Below are 19,820 nucleotides of genomic sequence, written 5' to 3' on the forward strand. Positions count from 1 at the left end.
GCCTATGAACGTCCCATTGATAGTGTTGCCACAAGGCTGGAGAACCAGTACCAGCAGTAGCCTCTCGACTACTCCTCCCCGCGCCAATGGGGTACGTTCCGTTTCGAAGGTCCTCAAAAGGATTCTTCCATCGTTTCGATGGCCTAACGTCGCTCTGGGGTGTCGCATTGCCTCTCCAAGCTGGCGACCCTTGGCGGATTCAGAACACTGATTTCGAAATCAGCGGTCAGTCAACTGCTCTCGAAGCTCAGCCTGCTTCTGCTTGATTTCTTGTTCATGAGCGGCCTGTTCCTGCTTCTCGGTCGGCCTTGAGTCCCAATGCTTCAGTAGCTTAACAGCGCCATCCTGAAGCGAACCATCGCCTATCGATTCGATACGGTCTTGAACATCAGTACTCAGCACGCAAAGAAAATCACTCATCCTTGTTTAGCACCTGTTCGCAGAATTGTTCAATTGCATCACTATATCGGATATGTGTCGTTCCAAATTCAGCCATACAAGCTCGGTTCAGTTCTTTGTGTGCTTGGTCTGAGAGCATCACAGATTTAGTCAATTTTTCAGTCATATTATAAGAAGATGTGAATAGCTTCACTCTCTTCACTATACTTGTAATAAGAGTTCACTTATAAAGGGGCAAAGGTTATAACCGAAATTCCTCAGCTATGATTTCTTCATAAGGTAACAAAGACTTTTTTGATGGGGATTGTACGGTAATTCCATGACTGAGCGTGTCTATCCGTTCCTAAACTTGACTCTACCTGAAAATGATGTATATACGAATGATGAATATGGTATTAGAATTGAGCCCATTGAGGGCGCTAACGAGTTTGAAGAAAATCGTCGGGAACTTGATTCAGAATACAGGAGTGGATACTGGCACACGGCTAATGTGTACATAGACCAACCGAAGGATGAAGCGGACAAAATCGCCAATGCTCTTTCAATGATTCTTTCGTTCACTCTATCAAGGGATGTAACGTTCAATGGCAGGTTCCCAGAGAATACAGAAGATGCACCCTTCCTTCGAATGTCTACAGCTACGTTTGATATTGATAATACCAACAATCCGTTAGTCAAAGGTCTGATAACAGGTAAACCAAATCCCGGTGTGAAACTTGGTCCGTTTCTTGATGTGGTGCTTGATGAAGTATTACCCCTATCTGAAGCCGAGCGTAAGGATAAATTAAGTCCAATATCGCAATTCTTGGAAGCCAAGGCCTCTGTCTTTGCTTCTACTGAATTTTTACTGATGTGGGTAGCTGTTGAGTCATGTGCGAATGAGAATTATGAATCGTACAAAGAATCTGTTGGTGACCTATTTAATGAAGAAGAGAGGCAACGCATCCAAGATATTGTTATAGAAACAGCTGAACAAGAATTTGATGAAAAGAAGGTTGATTTCTTAGAAAGGCGATTTAGACAAAACTATCTTTATGAGTATGGGATTGACCTAAAAATCAAGATTTTCCTTGAATATCTGGATATCGGGTTTGATATGGATGAGATTGAAGAGATAGTCAAAGAGTCGAAAAAGATACGGAATCTTGTTGTTCACGAAGCTGATTCTGGGAAGCTAATTAATGAAGAATTGAACCGATTAGGCGAATTACGGAAGATACTGATTTATATCATCCTTAGGCGTATTGGGGTGGATAAAAAAATGCAAGAAAGGCTCGTCACTCCAATGTTTCCCGGTCCTGAAATTTCGTAGTCCAATTCTCTGGTCTCTTGTAAAATCCCTTAATTAACCATCCAGAACGTCGAAAATCGACGTTTAGAATAAACCTCCAACTTAGATGTTATCGAGGTAGTCTTTCCGATTCAAGCGCCTATCTTCGAGTGTTCGAGCATCGTAGTGCTCTTCCAGAGTATCCACAGAGACAGACATACGCTCTGAGGCGATTTCTTTGGGAACGTTGCCATTCAGATGTGCAGTAATTGCCCCTCTTCTCACCGGATGAGGTGAGAGGCTTGATGGACATTTTGAGTAACTGTCTGCCATCATCGCTTCGCACTGCTCTGTGTCTCGGTCATGGGGACACTCCTCACCGAACCAACATGGACGTGTAACTTTATATACATGATGCTGAATCGAAGTCGCGTGTAAGCGTCCTTTCCGAGACGTGAGTAGCGGGCGTCTCCCGTGTTCACCCGACACCTCAAAGCGATTCTCTTGTATATAGTCATCAAGAGCTTGCGCGAGTCGGTTATCAGACACGGTGATGTTACGCTCGCCGTCCTCTTTGAGTTTGAGCGGTGTATCAGTCTCGGGCCTATGCCGGACGCTAAGATATCCCTCGGACGAGTGCCAATCATCAACGTCCAAGGCGTGGAGTGCTCCACGTCGCATACCAGAATGCCAGAGAATGTGGAAGATGATATGGCTCCTCGAAGCCCAATGAAACCGACAGAGATAATCAATTAACTTCTCTGCCCGCTCCCTCTCTATATACTCCTCTCTGACCTTCTCACCTTTCGAGACACGGGGCACTATTATTTTGTCAGCTATTCCTTCCTCTACTGCATCGACTGACTCACACCAACGAATGAATACGCGGAAAGTCCGAAGGTGCTGTTCAAGAGTAACAGAGTTTACACCCCCTTCCGAAATCCGCCAATTCTTGAAGACTTCTGCGAGCCTGCCAGTCATATCATTCATATTGTCGAGACCTTCCTCATCGGCCCACAGTCGGAATTGTTTCAGGCGGTAACGGTGGTTCTGGATAGTACTCTTCGTTGCATCATGTTCTCTTGATTTGAGGTACTGTTCTACTGCGTCCTTCGGGGATAGCGGTTCAAGTGACATGGTTGATAGGAAACCATCTCACACGAGATTTTGCCCACGTCGGCGGTTCTTGCGTGTCCTCCGCTTGCTGAGGACCGCAAGGACGAGCGGACGCGTAGCGTGCGCGACTTTCGAATCCGCCCCAACCCATTTCTGACGCCGACTGCGACGGACGAAGTGAGGAGCCAGCGGCGTCTGCATGGGAGACAAGGGTTCGAACCCTGGCAGTCGCGCGCAGCGAAGCGAGCACGTCTGCCTCCGGTGAGAATCCGCCCCAACCCATTTCTACTGCCGTCGCCGGCGGCTCGAAGCCAATAGGGATTAGTGGCAGTGATGGTCGCCGTCGTGCACTCGCGGCTGTCACTGCCAAAATATGTAATTTACTGGGCCCCAGTGCAGGCGTATGGACGACGAGCCCCTCCACGAGCAGATGGAGACGTACGAACACCTTGCGAGTGACGCGGCCGAGGCGGCCAGGAAGCGCGACGAGGCGGCCACTGAGATCGGAGACCGGCTCGCGGCGGCGATCACCGAGGCAGTCGAACAGGAAGGCGCCAACGTCGTCCAGAGCGGTCAGTCGACCGATGGTCATCGGTATCACTTCACCGCGCGGCTCGACCGGGCTGCGCTGGTAGCAGGGTTGACCGAGACGCTGCCGGACGGGTTCGTGGTCTCACACGTCAACGACGACGGGACGATGAGTGTCGAGTGGACCGGCAGCGACAGGACGCCGGGGAAACGAGAGCGTGGCGCCATCCTGAAAGCAATCATCGCTGAGGAGATGGTACTCGACAGCGATGGGCTCATCGAGAGCGTGCCGACGAGAGAGCTGGTGCTCGCTCGGGCGGTCGAGCTGGGGGTCGACGAAGACGATGCGGCGGCCCGGTTGAACCGGCTCGCGACGCTCGACGTCGTGGACCTGGCGGAGGGACGTGTCTACCCCGACGAGAACTTCTCGCGGTACTAGGCTCGCCCCTCGAAGGTCGCGTCGGCAGAGGTGTGGCCGCGGTTAAACGAGGTGACCGTCGCCCGGATGGGTTCGCCGACCGAACACGACGATGGCACGCCGTCGGTAAACAGAACGAATCCTTCGACCTTGCCGACGGCGACGCGGTCGCCGGAGTGGTGGTCGGTAAACTCTGTGATGCCGAACTCGTAGGTCCCACCGATTTCGACCGGCGGGTCACGTTCCTGTGCGGCGTCGTGGGCGCGTTTCGACGCGCTGGCTTTGGCTGACCCGCGCCGCCAGAGCACGACGACTAGTAACAGGACGACGAGGCCGGCGCCGCCGGCGAGCAGTGGGAGTTGCATACGGTGGTCTGGAGCGCCGGGCTCCTAATAGGTTGCAGCATCACGATAGTCAGAGCCCGAACCGGTCGAGCAGGCCGGCGCCGCAGGCGAGCAGTGGGAGTTGCATACGGTGGTCTGGAGCGCCGGGCTCCTAATAGGTTGCAGCATCACGATAGTCAGAGCCCGAACCGGTCGAGCAGGCCGCCGCCGTCGTCTGTCGCAGGCTCGTAGTCCCAGTCGGTCGGCAGCTCTGCGGCCAGTTCGGCGAGCTCCTCGTCGTCGAAGCGCGGATCCTCGCTGGCCGCCTCGAGCCAGTCGGCCCACTCCTCGGCCGAGAGCACCCCGCGGGATTCGGGTTCCCACTGGTCGACGAGTGCCTCGCGGTCACGGAACGGGATGTCCATGCCACTGTCTCCCCAGTACAGCGGCGAGAGCTTGAACGCGTGGTCCTCGCTATCGAGCCACACCAGCCGGTAGGGGTAGTCGTTGTAGAGGAACACGTCTTCGGGCGTTACCTCGTCGCCGTTGGGGAGTTCGAGCGTGTCGGGCATATCGAACGCTTCGGCAAGCCACGGCTTCATACTGCCGGCTGTGGGTTCGCATAGCGTTCCCAAATGGGACAGCCAGTCCTCACAGCGTTCTGTGCGAAAGGGGAATGTCGGGAGTGGCCCGCCCACGGGTGGATTCGGTGTCGTCAGTACTCGTGGAGTGGCTGCTTTCTGATGCGGGTCCGCAGGTCGCCGATGGGTGGCGCACTGTCGCCGATGAACTCCTGGCAGACCGCGTGGACCTCGTCGCGGGTGATCTTGACGTTGCCCTGCTCGATGACGTCGGCGGGCCGTTCGCGGAGTTCGCGGATGGTGCCGACGGCGAGCAGGAACGGGATAGCCCACGCCGAGAGCGTGTTGCCGCGGGTCTCTGGCATCGCTTCGAGCCACGTCTGGGCGCCGTCGAGGTACCCCTCGGCGCGGGCGGTGACGCGCTCGATGACCGGGACCAGCGACTCGACGTTGTCGGAGTCGCCGACGTCGCTGTGGTCTAGGCCCTCCTCGTCCAGCAATTCTAGCGGGAGGTAGACGTTGTTCTCCTCCTCCATATCGGTCGCCGCGTCCTTGGCGACGTTGACGAGTTGGAGCAAGAGCGCGAAGGCGCGGGCGTTGTCCTCCATCTGCTCGGTCTGTTCGGGCGTGGCTTCGTGGGAGACCAGCGCCGTCACGAGTGTCCCGACGGTGCCGGCGGCGTACCAGCAGTACTCCTCTAACTCGTCGAGGGTCTTGATACGCAGACCGCCCTCGTCGGCGTAGCGGTCGACAAACATCGCCATCCCGTCGACGAGTTCGCGAACCGGTCCGCGGATGCTCTCCAGGGCGTGGCTATCGAGCGAGCGGAAGACGCCTACGGCGCGGGCGGCGTTGTCGACGACCTCCCAGTCGTCGGTCAGCGTCGCCGGCAGCCACTCGCCGACGGCGTCGTCGAACGTTCTGACGGACGCGTCGGCGTCCGGGTCGAGGGTCTGGCTGTACAGTCGGAGGAGCTCTGACTGGGCAGCGGGGGGGATGTGTCCGGCATCCTCGATTGTGTCGGCGACACGGCAGAGAAGATATCCGACACAGATATCGCGCGCCATCGGCTCGTCGAGTTCCGAAATTGTCAAGCTAAACGTCCGTGACACTCTGTGGACGGCGTCGTAGCACCACTCAATGTCTTCTTGTGACGGCCGGCCAGTGTGGTTCTGAGACATTCCCGTCACCCGGGTTAAGGCATACTGTAATAAAAATGGGTTGGCTACGGAGTCGCCGTGGGCCACTGTGTCGATGGTGTCCCGACGCTCCGTGTCGGCCCCTGATGTGGCCGAAACGCCACCCCTAAATTCCGCAGTCCCATACGTCGGGTTATGCGAACCGGGCACGCGGCGGGGGGCGGCCGATGAACCGCAACGAGATAATCATCCTCGGGTTGACCGTCGCCGCGGTGGTCATCGTTCCCGGCCTCGCCAACGGCCTTCTGAGCCAGTGGGGGTATCCGTGGGTCGGCAGCGCCGTCTGGGCGATGGGATACGGCCTCGGCGTCGTGTTCATCTGGTACGAGTGGATTCGCCCGCTCGACATCACGGGGCCGGAGGGTGTCGGGTACGAGGAAGACAACTCGGCGGACAAGTAGGGAGGCTGGGTCCAGCACGCTCGCGAGCAAGCCACCCACCGGCCGGCGGGTGGTGAACATATACAACGCCCGTTGTACCCGCTGCGAAGTTTTATTTCGGTCCTTCCCATCCACAGGGGTATGAACGAGTTCTCGCCCGGTGAGGGCGCGCAGGGATTTCGCGCCCGCGCCGGCTGGACACGCGAGCAGGCCGCCGGTCTCGAACGAACCGCGGAGACGACCGCGCCGGTGTTCTACCCGCCCGAAACCGACCAGATGCCACATCTGCACATCTGGGACACGTGGTTCCTCCGCGAGCGCGACGGCACGCTCGCCTCGGTCGACGGCTACCGGGTGTGTTTCTCGCTGACCGCGCCGGCGGCGCTCCTGCCGGGGAAACGCCACGACGTGGCCACAATCCGTGCGTTCTACTCCGCGGACGGCCGCGAGTGGCACGACGCGGGGCCGGTGTTTTCGGATGCGCTGGGACAGCGCCAGTGGGCCGGCTCGGCGCTGTACGACGACGGCGACGTGTATCTGTTCTACACGGCGGCCGGCACGGACGGGGCCGAGGAGCTGACCTATTCACAGCGTATCGTCGGCGCCAGCGGCGGACGGGTCGACACCGCCGACGGCTTCGAACTCCGTGGGCCCTGGACTCACCACGAACTCCTCTCTCCCGACGGCGAGCGGTACGAACGCGAAGAGCAGTCACGGGCGATGATATACACGTTCCGGGACCCGTGGTTCTTCGAGGACCCCGAGACGGACGAGACGTGGCTCCTCTTCGAGGCCAACTCGCCGGTCCCGGAGGGAAGCGACCGCTTCGACGGCGACGCCGCGAAACAGGCGTTCAACGGCAGCGTCGGCATCGCCCAATCGCCGACCGGCGACCCGCTGGAGTGGGAGCTCGAAGCGCCGCTGCTGGACGCCGTCGGCGTCAACCAGGAACTCGAACGCCCCCACGTGGTCTACCGCGACGGGCTGTACTACCTCTTTATCTCCAGTCACCGCCACACCTTCGGCCCAGAGCTTTCGGGCTACGACGCGCTGTATGGTTTCGTCGCCGAGGAGCTCCGCGGCGAGTACGTCCCACTCAACGGCTCGGGCCTGGTCGCGACCAACCCGGCGAACGCGCCGTTCCAGGCGTACTCGTGGATGGCGTTCCCCCACGATGGGGAGCTGTTGGTCCAGAACTTCTTCAACTACTTCGACTTCGCCGGCGAGACGCTCGACGAGATTGCCCACCTCACCGAGAGCGAGCAGCGGCGACGGTTCGGCGGGACGCTCGGGCCGACGCTGCGAGTCGACGTCTCGGGCACACGGACCGAAATCGTCGGCAAACTCGGTCACTGGGAGATTCCGATGGCGGGCGAATCCCTCGGGCCGACCGAGCGCGACCTGCTCGCCGGCGCACAGGCAGACGACGAACGCGGGGGCTACGGGCCCTGAACGGTGCCCGGCGTCCGGGTGGGGACGGCACTCACCTGACAACTGCCCATCAGTCGCCCGTTCAACTTTAGTCCTCATGGGTCATACAGGCCGTACATCCTGTCTATGCGAGGAGAACCCGTCGCCGTTCTGGAGCACCACCAGTCGGTGGTCATCGGCCATGCCGGCGTCGCCTCCGTCGGTGAGACGCTCGGAATGGTCCCCGGCATTACGGCGCTCTCGGAGCCGCCGAGCCCGTCCCAGGACCGCTCCTCTATCACCGTCTTCGCCACCGACTTCGCGAACGGGACCGTCCCGCCGACCGAGTGGCTAGAGCGCCTGACAGAACGGGAGGGCGTGACCATCGCGGTTGTGGGGGCGCCCGCGACGGCGGACGAACTGGACCCCACGACTGCACGGGAGATAGCCCGCCTTCGGTCGGCCGTCGACGCGACCGTGGTCATCCCGCCGGGCTACCATCGGCGGGGCATCCGGTCGGTCGTGACGACGCTCCACGAACTGGTCGCCAGACCGGGGGTCATCAACCTGGACCCGGCGGACGTCAGGACGGTGCTTGGAAGCGGGACGGCGGCGGCCATCACCACCGGTACCGCGCGGGACACCGGCGACGTGGCGGCCGACGCGGTCGAGGCGGTCGAGGCGGCGCTTTCGGCGCCGTACACTGACGTCGACAACCTCGGGTCGATACTGGTCAACCTCGTCGGGGGCGAGGACCTGACGCTGGCGGCCGCCGTGGAGGCCGTCGACGGCATCGAGGCGTCGATTCCCGACGACGCGGTCCTCATCTGGGGCGCCGCCGTCGAAGAGTCCGTCTCGGCGGTCCACGCGCAGGTCGTGGCAAGCAGCGACACCACGCCGATGTTCGACCGCGTCCTGACCGAGGCGCGCCAGCCGGCGGCGGGCGAGAACTGCCCCCGCTGTGGCGGCCACGTCGCCGTCTACACCCTCGGCGAGCGCGAGACCGCCGCCTGTGACGACTGCGGCTACAGCGGCACGAGCACCACCCTGTGAGATAGCGCCAGCCGAGCGACCCTACGAGCGCCAAGCGCTGTCTAGCTCCCAACAGTCGAGGTCGGTCACAGTCGCGCTCCCGCCGACAGTAGCCAGCGAGATACCTGTCGCGTCCGTGCGCTCTGGGTAGACGCGGCTGGTGAGACAGCGGCGTTCGTTGGCGAACACCTCGACGATACTCCCGTCGACGAACACGTGGAGCGACAGCGGCGCGTCGTACGGTGTCACCGTCATCCGCTGGCTGTCGGTCGTCGCTTCGGGCGCCGTGCTCGCCTGCGTGCGGTCGACCACGACCTCGCTGGTCGCGGTGTAGCGTATCGGGGTCCGCTCCTCGCCGTCGGGCGTCTCCAGCACGCGGAGTTCGACGGCGTCGGCGTCCGTCAGCTGGACCGTCGCCTGCAGCTCGAACTGCCGGCTCCGGACGTCGAGTTCGTGGCACCCGCCCGCGCGGAGTCGGATTTCGTCGCGATGGTCGCCGTTGCCGCGCAGTTCGGTGAGTGCCGGGGCGGGCCGCTGTCGGAGCCCGCCGTCTTCGGCCAGCGACAGCTCGCGGGGCACCGACAGCGACCCGGACCAGCCGGCGTCCCACTGGGCGCCGATGTCACGCGCCTCCTTGACCCATCCCCAGGTCAGCGTCCGGCCGTCGTCGGTCCACATGGACTGTGGGGCATAGAAGTCGCCGTGGTCGAGCCGACCCCGCTGCTCGACGGCGAACTCGCCGTCGGCGTACTGGCCGAGAAAGTACACCACGTCCTCGTAGTTCGAGACGTGCAGCAGCTGTTTTTCGCCGAAGTCGAGCAGCTCCGGACACTCCCAGACGGTCCCCGCCGTGTCGCGGTCGCCGGTCAGGACGGGGCCCCGGTATTCCCACTCGCGCAGGTCCGTCGAGACGTACAGCAGCGCCGCGCCACCGCCGTCTTCCATCCCGGCGCCGATGAGCTGGTGCCAGACGCCGTCCTCGCGCCAGACGCAGTGGTCCCGGAACTCGCCGTCCCAGTCCTCGGTCCGTAACACCTCGGGTTCGGCGGGCAACTCGTCGATGACTGGGTTGTCGGGGTCCTTCACCCACGAGGTGAGCGAGTCGTCGGTCGAGGTCGCCAGACACGGGAGCTGTGCGGTGCCGCGCCCGCCGGTGTAGAGGATAGTCGCGACCCCGTCGTCGTCGACCGTACAGCCCGACCAGCAGCCGTCGCGGTCCGGGCCGTCGGGCGACGGCGAGAGGGCGACCGGGCGGTCCTCCCAGTGGACCAGGTCGTCGCTGACCGCGTGGCCCCAGTGTATCGTGCCGTGGAACGGGCCGGTGGGGTTGTACTGGTAGAAGACGTGGTACCGGCCGTTCCAGTGGACAAGCCCGTTGGGGTCGTTGAGCCAGTTCGCGGGCGGGGAGACGTGATAGCCCGGTCGGTGGGGGTCGTCGTCGAGGCGCTCGCGCATGGCCGACAGCGTCGCGCTGCCCTTCGGCCGGCCGGTGAGCGGGACCGACCCCTCGTCCGCCAGGAAGGAGACGGCGTCGGCGACGAGCGTTTCCCGGTTGCCCCGGCAGACGTCGTGGGTCGGCTGCCGAAAGGACAGCGCCGAGCCGATGCCGACGACGCGGCCGGCACCCGGCTGCCAGGAGACGACCGACCGCTCTGTGACCGCCTCGTGGTCGCCCCGGGCCGTGCTGGCCAGCACGTCCCCTCCGTGGGTGCGACCGTCTCGTAGCGGGCGTACGGGGCCGTCACACCGGCGCCCCGGGTATGGACGCGGAGCGTATCGAACCCGGCCGCTATCGGATGGTCGACGTACAGTCGCTTCCACAGCGGGCCCGTCGGTTCGGTGACTTCCGCCCAGCCCACGGCGTCCGGGCCGACGCCGTCGAACCCCAGCGGTTCGACCGCGGTCATCGCGGCAAGCGTCAGCAGGAGTGCGCCGCCATCCTGCACGAACTCGGACAGCGGCCCACCGTTGGTTACTGTCGCCGGGTCGACCGGGTCGACACGGTGCCACCAGAGCACGTCGTACTCGGTCGGGTCGAACGAGTCCGGCCGACAGCGGGCCACCGCCTCGAACCGGGATTTACACCAGTCGTACGCTGCCGACTGCTCGGCGTCAGCGTCGTCGACGAGACAGCCGATGCGGAGCGTGGCTCCCATTGGACACACTCGAACACGCAAATATAAAAACGCTCGGCAACTGTTCGATTTCGCTTCTGCTCGGTTCTGATTGACTCACTGACCGTCGTGTCCGGAATTGTCCGACCGTCGTCAGGCCAGTCGGACGGCGCGGGCCTCGGACTTCCAGTCGATGACCGTCTCGTGACAGCGCGGGCAGACGAACTCCGTGAGCTTGGTTGTCTCGTCGTTGTACGTCATTCGTGTACCACAGGCGGAACAGTCCATTATAGATGATTATACTCCTTGCATGAGAATAAAGCTTCGCCGACCATGGTACACACGGCTCACTGGGCTGGTGCTGGGAGGGTCAACCCCTGCGAGTCCACGATAGCGGCCAGTGACTCCCGGTCGAGCAGGCGGACGTCGCGCTCCGTGGCCGTCTGTTCGACGTCGTCTGGGACCGGCGTCGTGGTCGCGAGCATGACGGCGTCGGTCCCGGCGGCGCCCGTCACCTGTGCGCACTCGGTGACAGCCGCCCTGTCGCCCCCGTCGCTGACGACCACGCCCATCCGGTCGGCCCCGCGCGTGGCCAGGAGGTCGAACGGCGTCCGCGGACTGGCGGCCTGTGTCTCCCACCCGGTCGCGGTCAACGCCTCGGCGACGAGGCCCGTCACCGCCGGCCCGTCGAGTCGCACCAGCCGCTCGACGGTCTGTCCCGGACCGCTGTCGGCCGTCGGTGGTTTGATCGCGTCGGCAATCTCCGTCGGCCCCTCGACGTCGCCCAGCGTCGCCGAGACCTCGTAGGCCGGTTCGTCGTCGGACTCGATGCGGTCCGCCCCGGGGTCCTCACCGTCACGTGCGGCCCGGGCCCGGTCGATGCGTCGCTGGAGCGCCTCGACGTCTGCTTTCAGGTGTGGGACCGCGTCTCGGTAGCTCTCGGCCGCCGTTTCGAGCGCTCCGTCGAAAGCCTCGGCCGCCGTCGCGAACTCCTCCAGTGCGGCCTCGTACTGCTCGGCGTCGGCGTACCAGTCTCCCGCCCGTCTGGCCTCCTCGCCGACGGTCCGCTGGGCCGCCGCGAGGCTCTCGGCGACGGTGGTGATACGCTCCCGGAGCCGGTCGGGGTCGCCCCGATAGAGGCTGTCGCCGTCGCCCTCGGCCGCGGTGAGTGCCAGTCGATAGCCCGACAGCGCCGTCTCCCAGTGGGCGGCGGCCTCAGCCGGGTCGTCCGCCGCCACGGCCGCTCTGTCGGCCGTGATAGCCGACGGCAGCGGTGAGTCGTCGATATCCACGACCAGTCGGTCGACGCGGTTGCGCTCGACGCGTATCGCGTGAGGGTCCTCGAGCCGACGCTCCCCCTCGGTCAGCGCCGAATCGTACTCCTCGCGGGCCCGCTCGAACGCTTCGCGTGCGCCGTCGTAGTTGCCGGCTCGGAACAGGCGGTCGCCCCTGGCCGCCGCGTCTCTGGCTCGCGCGACGTGGATGGCTCCGAGCGTCGCGACCCGCTGTGCGACCACAGTCTGGGTCCGGTCGTGCAACGCGTTCCCGGGATGGTCCTTGCTGAACCCCACAGCTCTCGACCGGGCGCTCTCGACGGCGTCTCGGGTCTCGCGGGCCGCCGAGAGCGCCCGGTCGTACTCACCGTCCCGCTGGAACCGGGCCGCCGCCGAGAGCCCGTCTTCGACCACGGAAAGCGACGCCTCGACCGCTCGCCAGGCGGCGGCCGTCTCTTCTAGATAGGCCGCGAGCGCGTCCAGTCCGTCGGTCCCGGTCGGAATATGCCACGTCGTGTCGTCGTCACGCTCGACGGTGAGCTCGCCGTTCCGCCGGCCGCTAGTCGCCGCCACGTCGGTGACAGTCGACAGGGCGATACTGGTCTGCTCGTCCCCCTCGCCACGCCCCACGAGCACGAGTAGCCGGCGGTCGGTGACGACCACGACGGTCCGATGGCTGCTGTCCGGTTTGACCTGGGCCGTCTCCGTGGCCGATTCGACCGTGACCCCGCGTTTCCGGTTCGTGAGCACGTACTGCATCGTCTCGTCGTCCTTGACGAGCGCGACCGCTGGTTCGTCCGCGAGATAGCCCGTAGAGAGGAACCCACCCCCTCCGGTCCGGCTGAGCACGCCCGGCAGCTCGTCGTCCTCCCAGCTATTTAGATTGATAATCCGACCCATTAGTAGCGGTTACACCACCAGATACTAAGATACTCACTTATCTATTCTGATATTCCGATATTAATGTATCCATTTCTGTGCTAAATATTGCCAACTGGAGCCAGATCCGACCGCTGTCAGCTTTTTTCCCACGTGTGTATCACACTGGCCGGCTGGCCGACTGACGCGCGTCTGACTTGGCTTTAGGTATCAGGGCCCCAAACGGTGACTCATGGCCGGTGTCAGACAGGGAGTCACGGGAGAGCACAACCAGGCTGGGGACGGCGAGGCGCCGTCGGCCCTCCGTATCGACACGGACGTCTTCACAGCGCTGACAGCGACGGCCGGGGACAGCGGCGAACCACTCATCGTCGGCTGGTTCGACTGCTGGCGTTCGAACGATACCAGCTGAAACGATTCACATACCGCCCGCACGAACGCGGTCGGGTCTCGGTTGCGTTGTGATAGATTAGCTGTTCTCGACGAGTCTGGCAGCGATGCGCTGGGCGCCGACAGTGGGCGCCTCGTCGGGCTTTTCGGCCGCCGTCGCCTCGATGTCGCGGTTCAGCTCCTCGCTGAGTCGCTCTTCGAACTCCTCGACGATACCAGGGATACAGGCCATCCCCCCGGTGATGACGATTGGCCGGTCCAGGGCCAGCTGGTACACCTTCATGTAGTCGTTGGCCAGTTCCGGGAGGAAGGTGTTGGCGAGTTCGTCGACGGCGTCGTCGAGATACTCGTCGACGGCGTCCATCACCGACCGCTCGATGGTGAACTCGTGGGTGCCGCCGCCGGGCTGCTGGATGATGTCGGTAAAGGGTTCGAAATCGAGGAAGTCGGCGTGTTCTTCCTTGTACTCGCGGGCGGTTTGTGTGTCGATGTTGACGCGGCCCTGGGTCTCCTCCTCGACGTAGTTGGCTATCATCCGGTCGACCTCGTTGCCGGTTACCGCACCCGTGGTGAAGGGCGCGAGCTGTTCGCCCCGGCGGTACGCCGAGGCTTCGAGGTTCGTCGACCCCATGTTCACCGAGATGAAAATCTCGTCGATGGCCTCGAGGTCGTCGCCGAAGGCGGGGATGGAGCCACACAGGGACTCCGGGTAGCTCTCCATGAGTTTGAGACCGATACCGGAGTCCTCGATGACCGATTTCAGGTTCTCCAGTCCAGCGGGGTTGTCGATAGTCGGAATCGCGTAGACGACGCCGCTGTTTGCGGGGATGTCGTTCGCCTCGATGAGCGCCTCGAAGAACGTCTTGGTCATCTCGGCGCGGTCCTTGTCTTCGGGCAGGCCCGAACGGAGCATGTACTCGACGCGGTCGGGGTACTCGCGGGCGGCCTCTTCGCCGTACAGTACCTTCTCCTCGCCGGTCAGGGCGTCCTCGTAAGTCGCCATACAGGTCAGCGTCCGGATGATGCGGTTCTCGGTGCCGTGGTTGTCGGGCAGGGCGATGACAGTCCGGGTGCTGCCGAGCTTCACACCGACCGGAACCGTCCCCCCGCTCGTACTGGTGTCATCCGAGGAGTCGTCCGCCGTCGACTCCTCTTTGGCGGCCTCCGCCGCGTCGTCGTCACTCATATACGGTCGCCAGTTGTCGCTGCCCCGGTATATAACCTCACGTCAAGAATCAGCGCCGATAATGACCCGCGCGAAGGCCTGTTATGTCATGGCGGTGAGTTTCGCGACGTAGACCAGGCTCAGCATATGATCGTCGACACTGAGGTCGTTGCCGTCGTTCGTCGCCGTCTCGTCGATACCCAGCAGGTAATCCGACAGGTCCGACCGGACCCCCTCGGTGATCCAGTCGATGGACTCGTAGTACGCAAGCGCCTCGTCGGCGCCCTGGTATCCCGAGTGCATCAGCAGGAACTCCAGCCACTCGAAGACGACGAACTCGGCGGCGTAGGTCTCGGGCAACGCGGCGAGATACGGTTTCTCCTGGCTCTCGCCCGAGAGGAAGGGGAGCAACTCCCGATACAGGCCCGACCGGAAGGAACTGCCTGCCAGCATCTCCTCGTCGGCATCTTCCAGCCCCATCTCCAGATTGGCCGGGTCCGGAACGTCCTCGTCCTCGGACAGCCCGCCGTTGCGCTCGCCGCGCTGGCGAGCCATCTTCCGCAGCTCGTCCAGGTCGTAGTCGCGCGGGTTGATAGTCATGCTATCCCTATTTCAACTCCGTGAAGTTAAATCTTGCAGTCGGTCTGACGGCCGTCAGACGCCGCCAGACGGCCGCTCGATGGCGAACCGTATGCAAACGGTGAGTTACGCGTTTGATAATCGGGGGCGTATTTTTATACCGGCCGACCTCCGACATTCGGACAGTTCGACGATGAACCGGGGTTCAACGGCTGGCCCTGCCCGGATCTGCGTGACAAACGCGAAGGGCGGGACCGGCAAGACGACTGTAGCTATCAACGTAGCCGGGGCGTTGAGCGACCGGGGCCGGGACGTCCTCTTCGTGGACCTGGACCCGCAGGGGAACGCGACCGAGGGACTGGGACTCGTCGACGCCTACGACGCCCAGCCCCCGTCGCTGTTCGACGCGCTGACGGGCGACCCCAAGGTACTCTCCGAGATAATCACCGACCACGAGGAGATGGACGTGGTTCCGTCCAACATCGATATGTTGCAGGCGGAACACGAGCTGACCATCGCCGATCTCATCGCCCGCATCGACGGCCGCGGAATCGACGTCGACCCGGCGGTCCTCTCACAGTTCGCGATAAACGTCTCCCCGGAGATGGTCAGTGGGAGCCACGCGCTCGATACGCTGGACCGGGCGCTCGATACGGTGTCGGGTTACGACTACATCATCATCGACTCGCCGCCGTTCTACGGCAACCTGACCGACACCGGTGTCTTCGCGGCCCAGCACGTCCTCGTGCCGGCGCTGGCGGAGGCCACCTCCGAGCGGGCCATCGAACTGTTGATGGACCAGATGGTCGCCCTGGAACAGCAGGCCGACATCCAGGTAGAGATGCTGGGCGTCGTCGCCAACCGCATCGAGACGACCTCCGAGGCCGAGACGATGCTGAAGTGGTTCAAGGCCGCGTTCCCCGACAGCCCGGTGTGGCAGGTCCGCAAACGTGTGGCTCTCCAGCGGGCCTACACCGAGGGGAACTCGATTTTCGGGACCGAGGAACAGTGTGACATGGCCGATGTCTTCAGCGACATCGCGGCGCGGTTCGACGAGAAGTTCGGCTACAACAAGGTGACAGCATGAGCGACGACCGCATGGACAGAGCAGAGCGCATCCGTAATATGCGCGAAGGCAACCGAGGTACCGACGACCAGACAGACGACGATACGGCTGACAATGCCGAGGACGCCCAGTCTGCGTCGACCGACGACGACGGCTCGGCTGCCGAAGCGTCGACGACCGGCGGGACCGAGGACCGTGACACGAGCGCCGACGAGCCCTCGACCGGCGGGACCGACGACACCGGCTTCTCGTCGCTGACGAGCGAGAGCGGCGAGGAGTCGTCGGCGACAGAGACGGCAGGCACGGCCTCGAAGGCCGCCGAGGCGGTCGAGACTGAGACCGATTCTGACGACGGGGTCGACGCCAGCGACGCGCAGGCAGCCGCCCAGCGAGCGGCCGAATCCGCCGCCCAGGTCATGGGCGGCGAGACAGCCCCCAGGGTGGCACAGACGCCGGGGCGGAGACAGACGGCGTGGCGAACACCGAACCGGCTCCAGACGCCGAGGCTGAGAGTGACGGTCCGGCAGTCTCGGCGGGTGCCACGGGCGCCAGCACGGTCCCCGGCGACATCAGCGGCGTCGAACTCCCCGACCAGCAACTGCTGGAGGAGGCGATGGCCACCTCGTCGGTCGAGACCACCGAAGGCGGCGCCCGCGCGGCGATGGAGGGGAACACCACCCAGTCCGAAGAGGTGGTCCGTGTCCTGGAGTTCTCGCTGGGCGAGGAGTACTACTGTCTCGACATCGAGTACGTCGAGGAGATCGTCAAGCGGGACGCGGTCACGCGGGTGCCCAACACGCCCGATTTCGTCGACGGCGTCGTCGACCTGCGCGGCCAGATAACCACCATCCTCGAACCGAAGGAGATGATGGACATCGAGGGCGAGGGCGAGCAGAACCTCATCATCGTCTTCGACCCCGAGCAGTTCGAGGACCAGGGCGCCATCGGCTGGGTCGTCGACGAGGTCCGCCAGGTCGTCCCGGTCCCCGAATCGGACATAAACCATCCGCCGGTCGACGCTGAGTATATCAACGGCGTCGTCGACCGCGAGGAGTACGACCAGTTCGTCATCTGGGTCGAACCCGAGGACGCGCTGGCACAGGCGACCGCGACTGAAGACGACTAGGCCACCTCGCCGTCCGGTCTCGTTCTACGATATCGCTCCGAACCCGAGGGCCTACGTAGCTGCCACTCTCTCAAACGTGTATGCTGGCTGATTCGCCGTCGGCCGACGACGGCTTCCGACAGCAGGTCCGTTTCTACCTCCTGGACCACGAGAGCTATCTCGGGAAGGCTATCGACATCTCGCTGCTCGTGCTCAACCTCCTCTTCGTCGCGGTGTACGTCGCCCAGACGTACCCGCTGGCGTCGGAGACCAGGACGTTACTGTGGCGTCTCGAAGTGGCTATCGGCGTCGTCTTCGCCCTGGAGTACGCGCTTCGGCTCTACGGCGCCGCCGACCGCTGGGCCGAGTTCTTCAACGGCTACACGATGGTCGACCTCCTCGCTATCCTCCCGACGTTCGTCTTGGTCGCGCTCCCGGTCTCGGCGGTCCCGTTCAACGTCGGATTCCTGCGGGTCCTCCGCGTGATTCGAGTCATGCGGTTCTACCGCTTTACCGACGACGCGGAGTTTTTCTTCGGGACGATAGACGACAACACGCTCCGATCGGTGAGGCTCCTGCTGACGGTGCTGGTGCTGTTTTTCGTCTCCGCCGGCCTGTTCTACAGCGCCGAAGTCGGGACCAATCCCGACGTGACCACCTTCGGCGACGCGTTCTACTACGTCGTCGTGGCCATCACGACCGTGGGCTTCGGCGACATCATTCCGGTCACGCAGGCGGGCCGGTGGGTGACGGTCGGGGCGATAATCGTGGGCATCATCGTCATCCCGTGGCAGGCCGGGAAGATTGTCCGGGAGTGGCAAACGAGGGACAAGGTCGAGGTCACCTGCCCTGACTGTGGGCTCTCCAGCCACGATGCCGACGCCTCCCACTGCAAGGCCTGTGGCCACCTCATCTATCAGGAGTACGACTCACGGGAGTAATGACCTCGAACCCAGGTACGAACGCTTTGCCCTCCCGCGAGCGCTGTCGACGCGCGAGGCGTGGCTGGACCCGTTCGACTGGTACGCCGAGATGCGTACCGATTCGCCGGTCCGGTACGACGAAAACCGACAGTGCTGGGACGTGTTCCGGTACGAGGAGGTCGACCGAATTCTCGACGACCCCGAGACGACGCCGAATCGCCCGCCCCCTGAGTGTCGTACGGCTTTTTTATCTCGCCGGACGAGAGTCCTGTATGGCACTCAGCGACTACCTCGACGAGGTCGAGCCGGTGACGATGATGCTCGTCGGCTTCGTCCTGTTCGTGTTCCCCGAACCAGCGACCTCCGCCCTCGGTGCTGGCCTGCTCCTGCTGGGCAGCGTCTGGTGGTTCTACGAGTGGGGCCGGTAAGTGGCCCACGACCGCATCCACGCGAGGGAGCCGACCCACCACGTCGACCGCTGGTCGGTCGGACGAGTCGAGTCCGTCGGTGAACGCGACGGCCACTGCGTGGTCGAGGTCGCGGCGGCCGACGGCGAGACGGTCGAGCTGGTGGTAACCTTCGCTATCCGGGACCTGTTCCTCTCGAGACTCGATATCGAGAAGGGCGACTCACCGGTCGGCGAGCGGGTCTGGTACCGGAAACGCGGCGGGTAGACGACCCGCGAGCGGTTACTCCGGTTCCTCGACCGGCGCTTCCAGCTTCGCGACGTCCAGAATCAGCGTGTTCGACGTGTCGTCGATGGCCTCGATGGTTCCCGCGACGACCAGCCCCGAGAGGGGCAGCGGTCCCGCGGCGACGGCCTGCCCGACGCTGAAGTCGGCGACCGACTGCTGGAGGTGCAACTCGGCGCGACAGCTCTCGGGGTGGTGGACGCTCTTGAACGTGAGCCGGTCGACTGTCACGTCAAGGCGCTCGTAGTCGTGGGCGACGGTGACGGCCGCTGTCTCGTCCAGTGGCTCCCGCCCCAGCGCCTCGAAGGCCAGCTCGGTCGGTTCGTAGCCGCCGGCCGGCCCGGAGACGCCCTCGACGACGCCGAGCTGGGCGAGCCGCTGCATCTGGTTCTGGATGGTACCGAGGCTGCGGTCGACTTCGTCGGCGACGACCTGTGCCTTGACTGGCCCCTCCCCCGGGCGGTGCTGGTTGACCAGGGCAGTCAGGGTCTGCTCCTGACTCGTGGTCAGGTCGATCTGGACCATACCATTGGTAACGCGAGCGCGCTGATATGTGTGTGGATACTGTCGGCGCTTGCACCCGAGCGCTCAAATGCCTCGGGACCTTGCTTTCGGGCAGTGCCGGTCGTCTCCACCGCCGAGAGCGACGACGCGCTGTTGACGCTGCGCCGGGAGCGGCGCATGACCCGGGGCCACGCCGCCCTCTGGGCGCTCATCCTCGCGACTACCGTGGCCGACATCCTCCTGACGATGGTCGGGCTGTCGGCGGGGCTACGCGAGGGCAACGTCGTCATGGCGGCTATGCTCGCCGAGTTCGGCCTCGCCGGACTGTGGCTCGTGAAGTTCGCGGCGATGGCGTGGCTGGTCGCCGGCTGGGCGCTGCTCGACGACCGAAACGCCGCCGTCTTCCTGGCGCTTTTCGCAACTGTGACCAGTGCTGTCGTCGTCTCGAACGCGCTGTTACTGTTCTGGTGACG

21 protein-coding genes and 1 pseudogene are annotated in these 19,820 nt (G+C 63.4%); 12 read left to right on the plus strand and 10 right to left on the minus strand.

Going from position 1 to position 19,820, the window contains the following annotated elements; translation table 11 throughout:
- Positions 1-219: 219 nt before the first annotated feature.
- The gene (locus P1K32_RS14050; protein WP_276250332.1) at positions 220-420 is read right to left on the minus strand and encodes a hypothetical protein; all 201 of its coding nucleotides are present in this window, start codon (positions 418-420) and stop codon (positions 220-222) included.
- Between the two features lie 298 nt (positions 421-718).
- Here P1K32_RS14050 and P1K32_RS14055 point away from each other — a divergent pair, with 298 nt between their 5' ends.
- Entirely contained in the window at positions 719-1,711 is a 993-nt protein-coding gene (locus P1K32_RS14055) for a hypothetical protein (protein ID WP_276250333.1), read from the plus strand.
- Positions 1,712-1,792: 81 nt separating this feature from the next.
- Here P1K32_RS14055 and P1K32_RS14060 read toward each other — a convergent pair whose 3' ends face one another.
- Positions 1,793-2,806 carry a tyrosine-type recombinase/integrase gene (locus tag P1K32_RS14060; RefSeq protein WP_276250334.1) on the minus strand — a complete coding sequence of 338 codons (1,014 nt, stop codon included), beginning with the start codon at positions 2,804-2,806 and terminating at the stop codon, positions 1,793-1,795.
- Positions 2,807-3,188: 382 nt separating this feature from the next.
- On the opposite strand from P1K32_RS14060, the gene P1K32_RS14065 reads away from it, so the two are divergent.
- The gene (locus P1K32_RS14065) at positions 3,189-3,752 is read left to right on the plus strand and encodes a hypothetical protein (RefSeq protein ID WP_276250335.1); all 564 of its coding nucleotides are present in this window, start codon (positions 3,189-3,191) and stop codon (positions 3,750-3,752) included.
- Here the strand turns inward: P1K32_RS14065 and P1K32_RS14070 are convergent.
- The 3 genes from P1K32_RS14070 to P1K32_RS14080 all read right to left on the minus strand — a co-directional run bounded on the left by P1K32_RS14070 (position 3,749) and on the right by P1K32_RS14080 (position 5,816).
- Positions 3,749-4,096 (minus strand): TRAM domain-containing protein, encoded by a 348-nt coding sequence (locus P1K32_RS14070; RefSeq protein ID WP_276250336.1) that lies wholly within the window; start codon positions 4,094-4,096, stop codon positions 3,749-3,751. The genes P1K32_RS14065 and P1K32_RS14070 overlap by 4 nt on opposite strands.
- Positions 4,097-4,251: 155 nt before the next feature.
- Entirely contained in the window at positions 4,252-4,626 is a 375-nt protein-coding gene (locus tag P1K32_RS14075; RefSeq protein ID WP_276250337.1) for a hypothetical protein, read from the minus strand.
- A gap of 143 nt (positions 4,627-4,769) precedes the next feature.
- Entirely contained in the window at positions 4,770-5,816 is a 1,047-nt protein-coding gene (locus tag P1K32_RS14080; protein ID WP_276250338.1) for a phytoene/squalene synthase family protein, read from the minus strand.
- Positions 5,817-6,001: 185 nt separating this feature from the next.
- Between P1K32_RS14080 and P1K32_RS14085 the strand changes: the two genes are divergently transcribed.
- The 3 genes from P1K32_RS14085 to P1K32_RS14095 all read left to right on the plus strand — a co-directional run bounded on the left by P1K32_RS14085 (position 6,002) and on the right by P1K32_RS14095 (position 8,677).
- Positions 6,002-6,235, plus strand: coding sequence for a DUF7996 family protein (locus tag P1K32_RS14085; protein ID WP_276250339.1), 234 nt, complete (start codon positions 6,002-6,004; stop codon positions 6,233-6,235).
- 120 nt (positions 6,236-6,355) lie between these two features.
- A complete protein-coding gene (locus tag P1K32_RS14090) occupies positions 6,356-7,666 on the plus strand; it encodes a glycoside hydrolase family 68 protein (RefSeq protein ID WP_276250340.1) in 1,311 nt (436 codons plus the stop codon).
- A 105-nt stretch (positions 7,667-7,771) separates the two neighbouring features.
- Positions 7,772-8,677: a hypothetical protein gene (locus tag P1K32_RS14095; protein WP_276250341.1), complete on the plus strand. Its 906-nt coding sequence runs from the start codon at positions 7,772-7,774 to the stop codon at positions 8,675-8,677.
- Between the two features lie 21 nt (positions 8,678-8,698).
- Here the strand turns inward: P1K32_RS14095 and P1K32_RS14100 are convergent.
- Positions 8,699-10,812, minus strand: a pseudogene (locus tag P1K32_RS14100) (GH32 C-terminal domain-containing protein).
- Positions 10,813-11,117: 305 nt separating this feature from the next.
- A complete protein-coding gene (locus P1K32_RS14110) occupies positions 11,118-12,944 on the minus strand; it encodes a hypothetical protein (protein ID WP_276250344.1) in 1,827 nt (608 codons plus the stop codon).
- A 211-nt stretch (positions 12,945-13,155) separates the two neighbouring features.
- On the opposite strand from P1K32_RS14110, the gene P1K32_RS14115 reads away from it, so the two are divergent.
- Positions 13,156-13,335: a hypothetical protein gene (locus tag P1K32_RS14115; RefSeq protein ID WP_276250345.1), complete on the plus strand. Its 180-nt coding sequence runs from the start codon at positions 13,156-13,158 to the stop codon at positions 13,333-13,335.
- Between the two features lie 57 nt (positions 13,336-13,392).
- Here P1K32_RS14115 and P1K32_RS14120 read toward each other — a convergent pair whose 3' ends face one another.
- Together P1K32_RS14120 and P1K32_RS14125 are read right to left on the minus strand one after the other, a co-directional pair.
- Complete coding sequence (locus tag P1K32_RS14120; RefSeq protein WP_276250346.1) at positions 13,393-14,499, minus strand: actin-like salactin; 1,107 nt, start codon at positions 14,497-14,499, stop codon at positions 13,393-13,395.
- 81 nt (positions 14,500-14,580) lie between these two features.
- Positions 14,581-15,078, minus strand: coding sequence for a FlaD/FlaE family flagellar protein (locus tag P1K32_RS14125; protein WP_276250347.1), 498 nt, complete (start codon positions 15,076-15,078; stop codon positions 14,581-14,583).
- Positions 15,079-15,250: 172 nt separating this feature from the next.
- Between P1K32_RS14125 and P1K32_RS14130 the strand changes: the two genes are divergently transcribed.
- From P1K32_RS14130 to P1K32_RS14150, 5 genes are all read left to right on the plus strand, one after another.
- A complete protein-coding gene (locus P1K32_RS14130; protein WP_276250348.1) occupies positions 15,251-16,144 on the plus strand; it encodes a ParA family protein in 894 nt (297 codons plus the stop codon).
- A 451-nt stretch (positions 16,145-16,595) separates the two neighbouring features.
- Positions 16,596-17,249 (plus strand): chemotaxis protein CheW, encoded by a 654-nt coding sequence (locus P1K32_RS17695; protein ID WP_349682120.1) that lies wholly within the window; start codon positions 16,596-16,598, stop codon positions 17,247-17,249.
- An 80-nt stretch (positions 17,250-17,329) separates the two neighbouring features.
- Entirely contained in the window at positions 17,330-18,169 is an 840-nt protein-coding gene (locus P1K32_RS14140) for an ion transporter (protein ID WP_276250349.1), read from the plus strand.
- Between the two features lie 254 nt (positions 18,170-18,423).
- Positions 18,424-18,579, plus strand: a complete 156-nt coding sequence (locus P1K32_RS14145; RefSeq protein WP_276250350.1) for a hypothetical protein — start codon at positions 18,424-18,426, stop codon at positions 18,577-18,579.
- Entirely contained in the window at positions 18,580-18,825 is a 246-nt protein-coding gene (locus P1K32_RS14150; protein WP_276250351.1) for a DUF7861 family protein, read from the plus strand.
- Between the two features lie 15 nt (positions 18,826-18,840).
- On the opposite strand, the gene P1K32_RS14155 is transcribed toward P1K32_RS14150, so the two are convergent.
- Positions 18,841-19,368: a TrmB family transcriptional regulator gene (locus P1K32_RS14155; RefSeq protein ID WP_276250352.1), complete on the minus strand. Its 528-nt coding sequence runs from the start codon at positions 19,366-19,368 to the stop codon at positions 18,841-18,843.
- Between the two features lie 156 nt (positions 19,369-19,524).
- Here P1K32_RS14155 and P1K32_RS14160 point away from each other — a divergent pair, with 156 nt between their 5' ends.
- Positions 19,525-19,818 carry a DUF5658 family protein gene (locus P1K32_RS14160; RefSeq protein WP_276252195.1) on the plus strand — a complete coding sequence of 98 codons (294 nt, stop codon included), beginning with the start codon at positions 19,525-19,527 and terminating at the stop codon, positions 19,816-19,818.
- Positions 19,819-19,820: the final 2 nt, after the last annotated feature.

The organism is Haloarcula rara (assembly GCF_029338235.1).
Taxonomy (GTDB): Archaea; Halobacteriota; Halobacteria; order Halobacteriales; family Haloarculaceae; genus Haloarcula; species Haloarcula rara.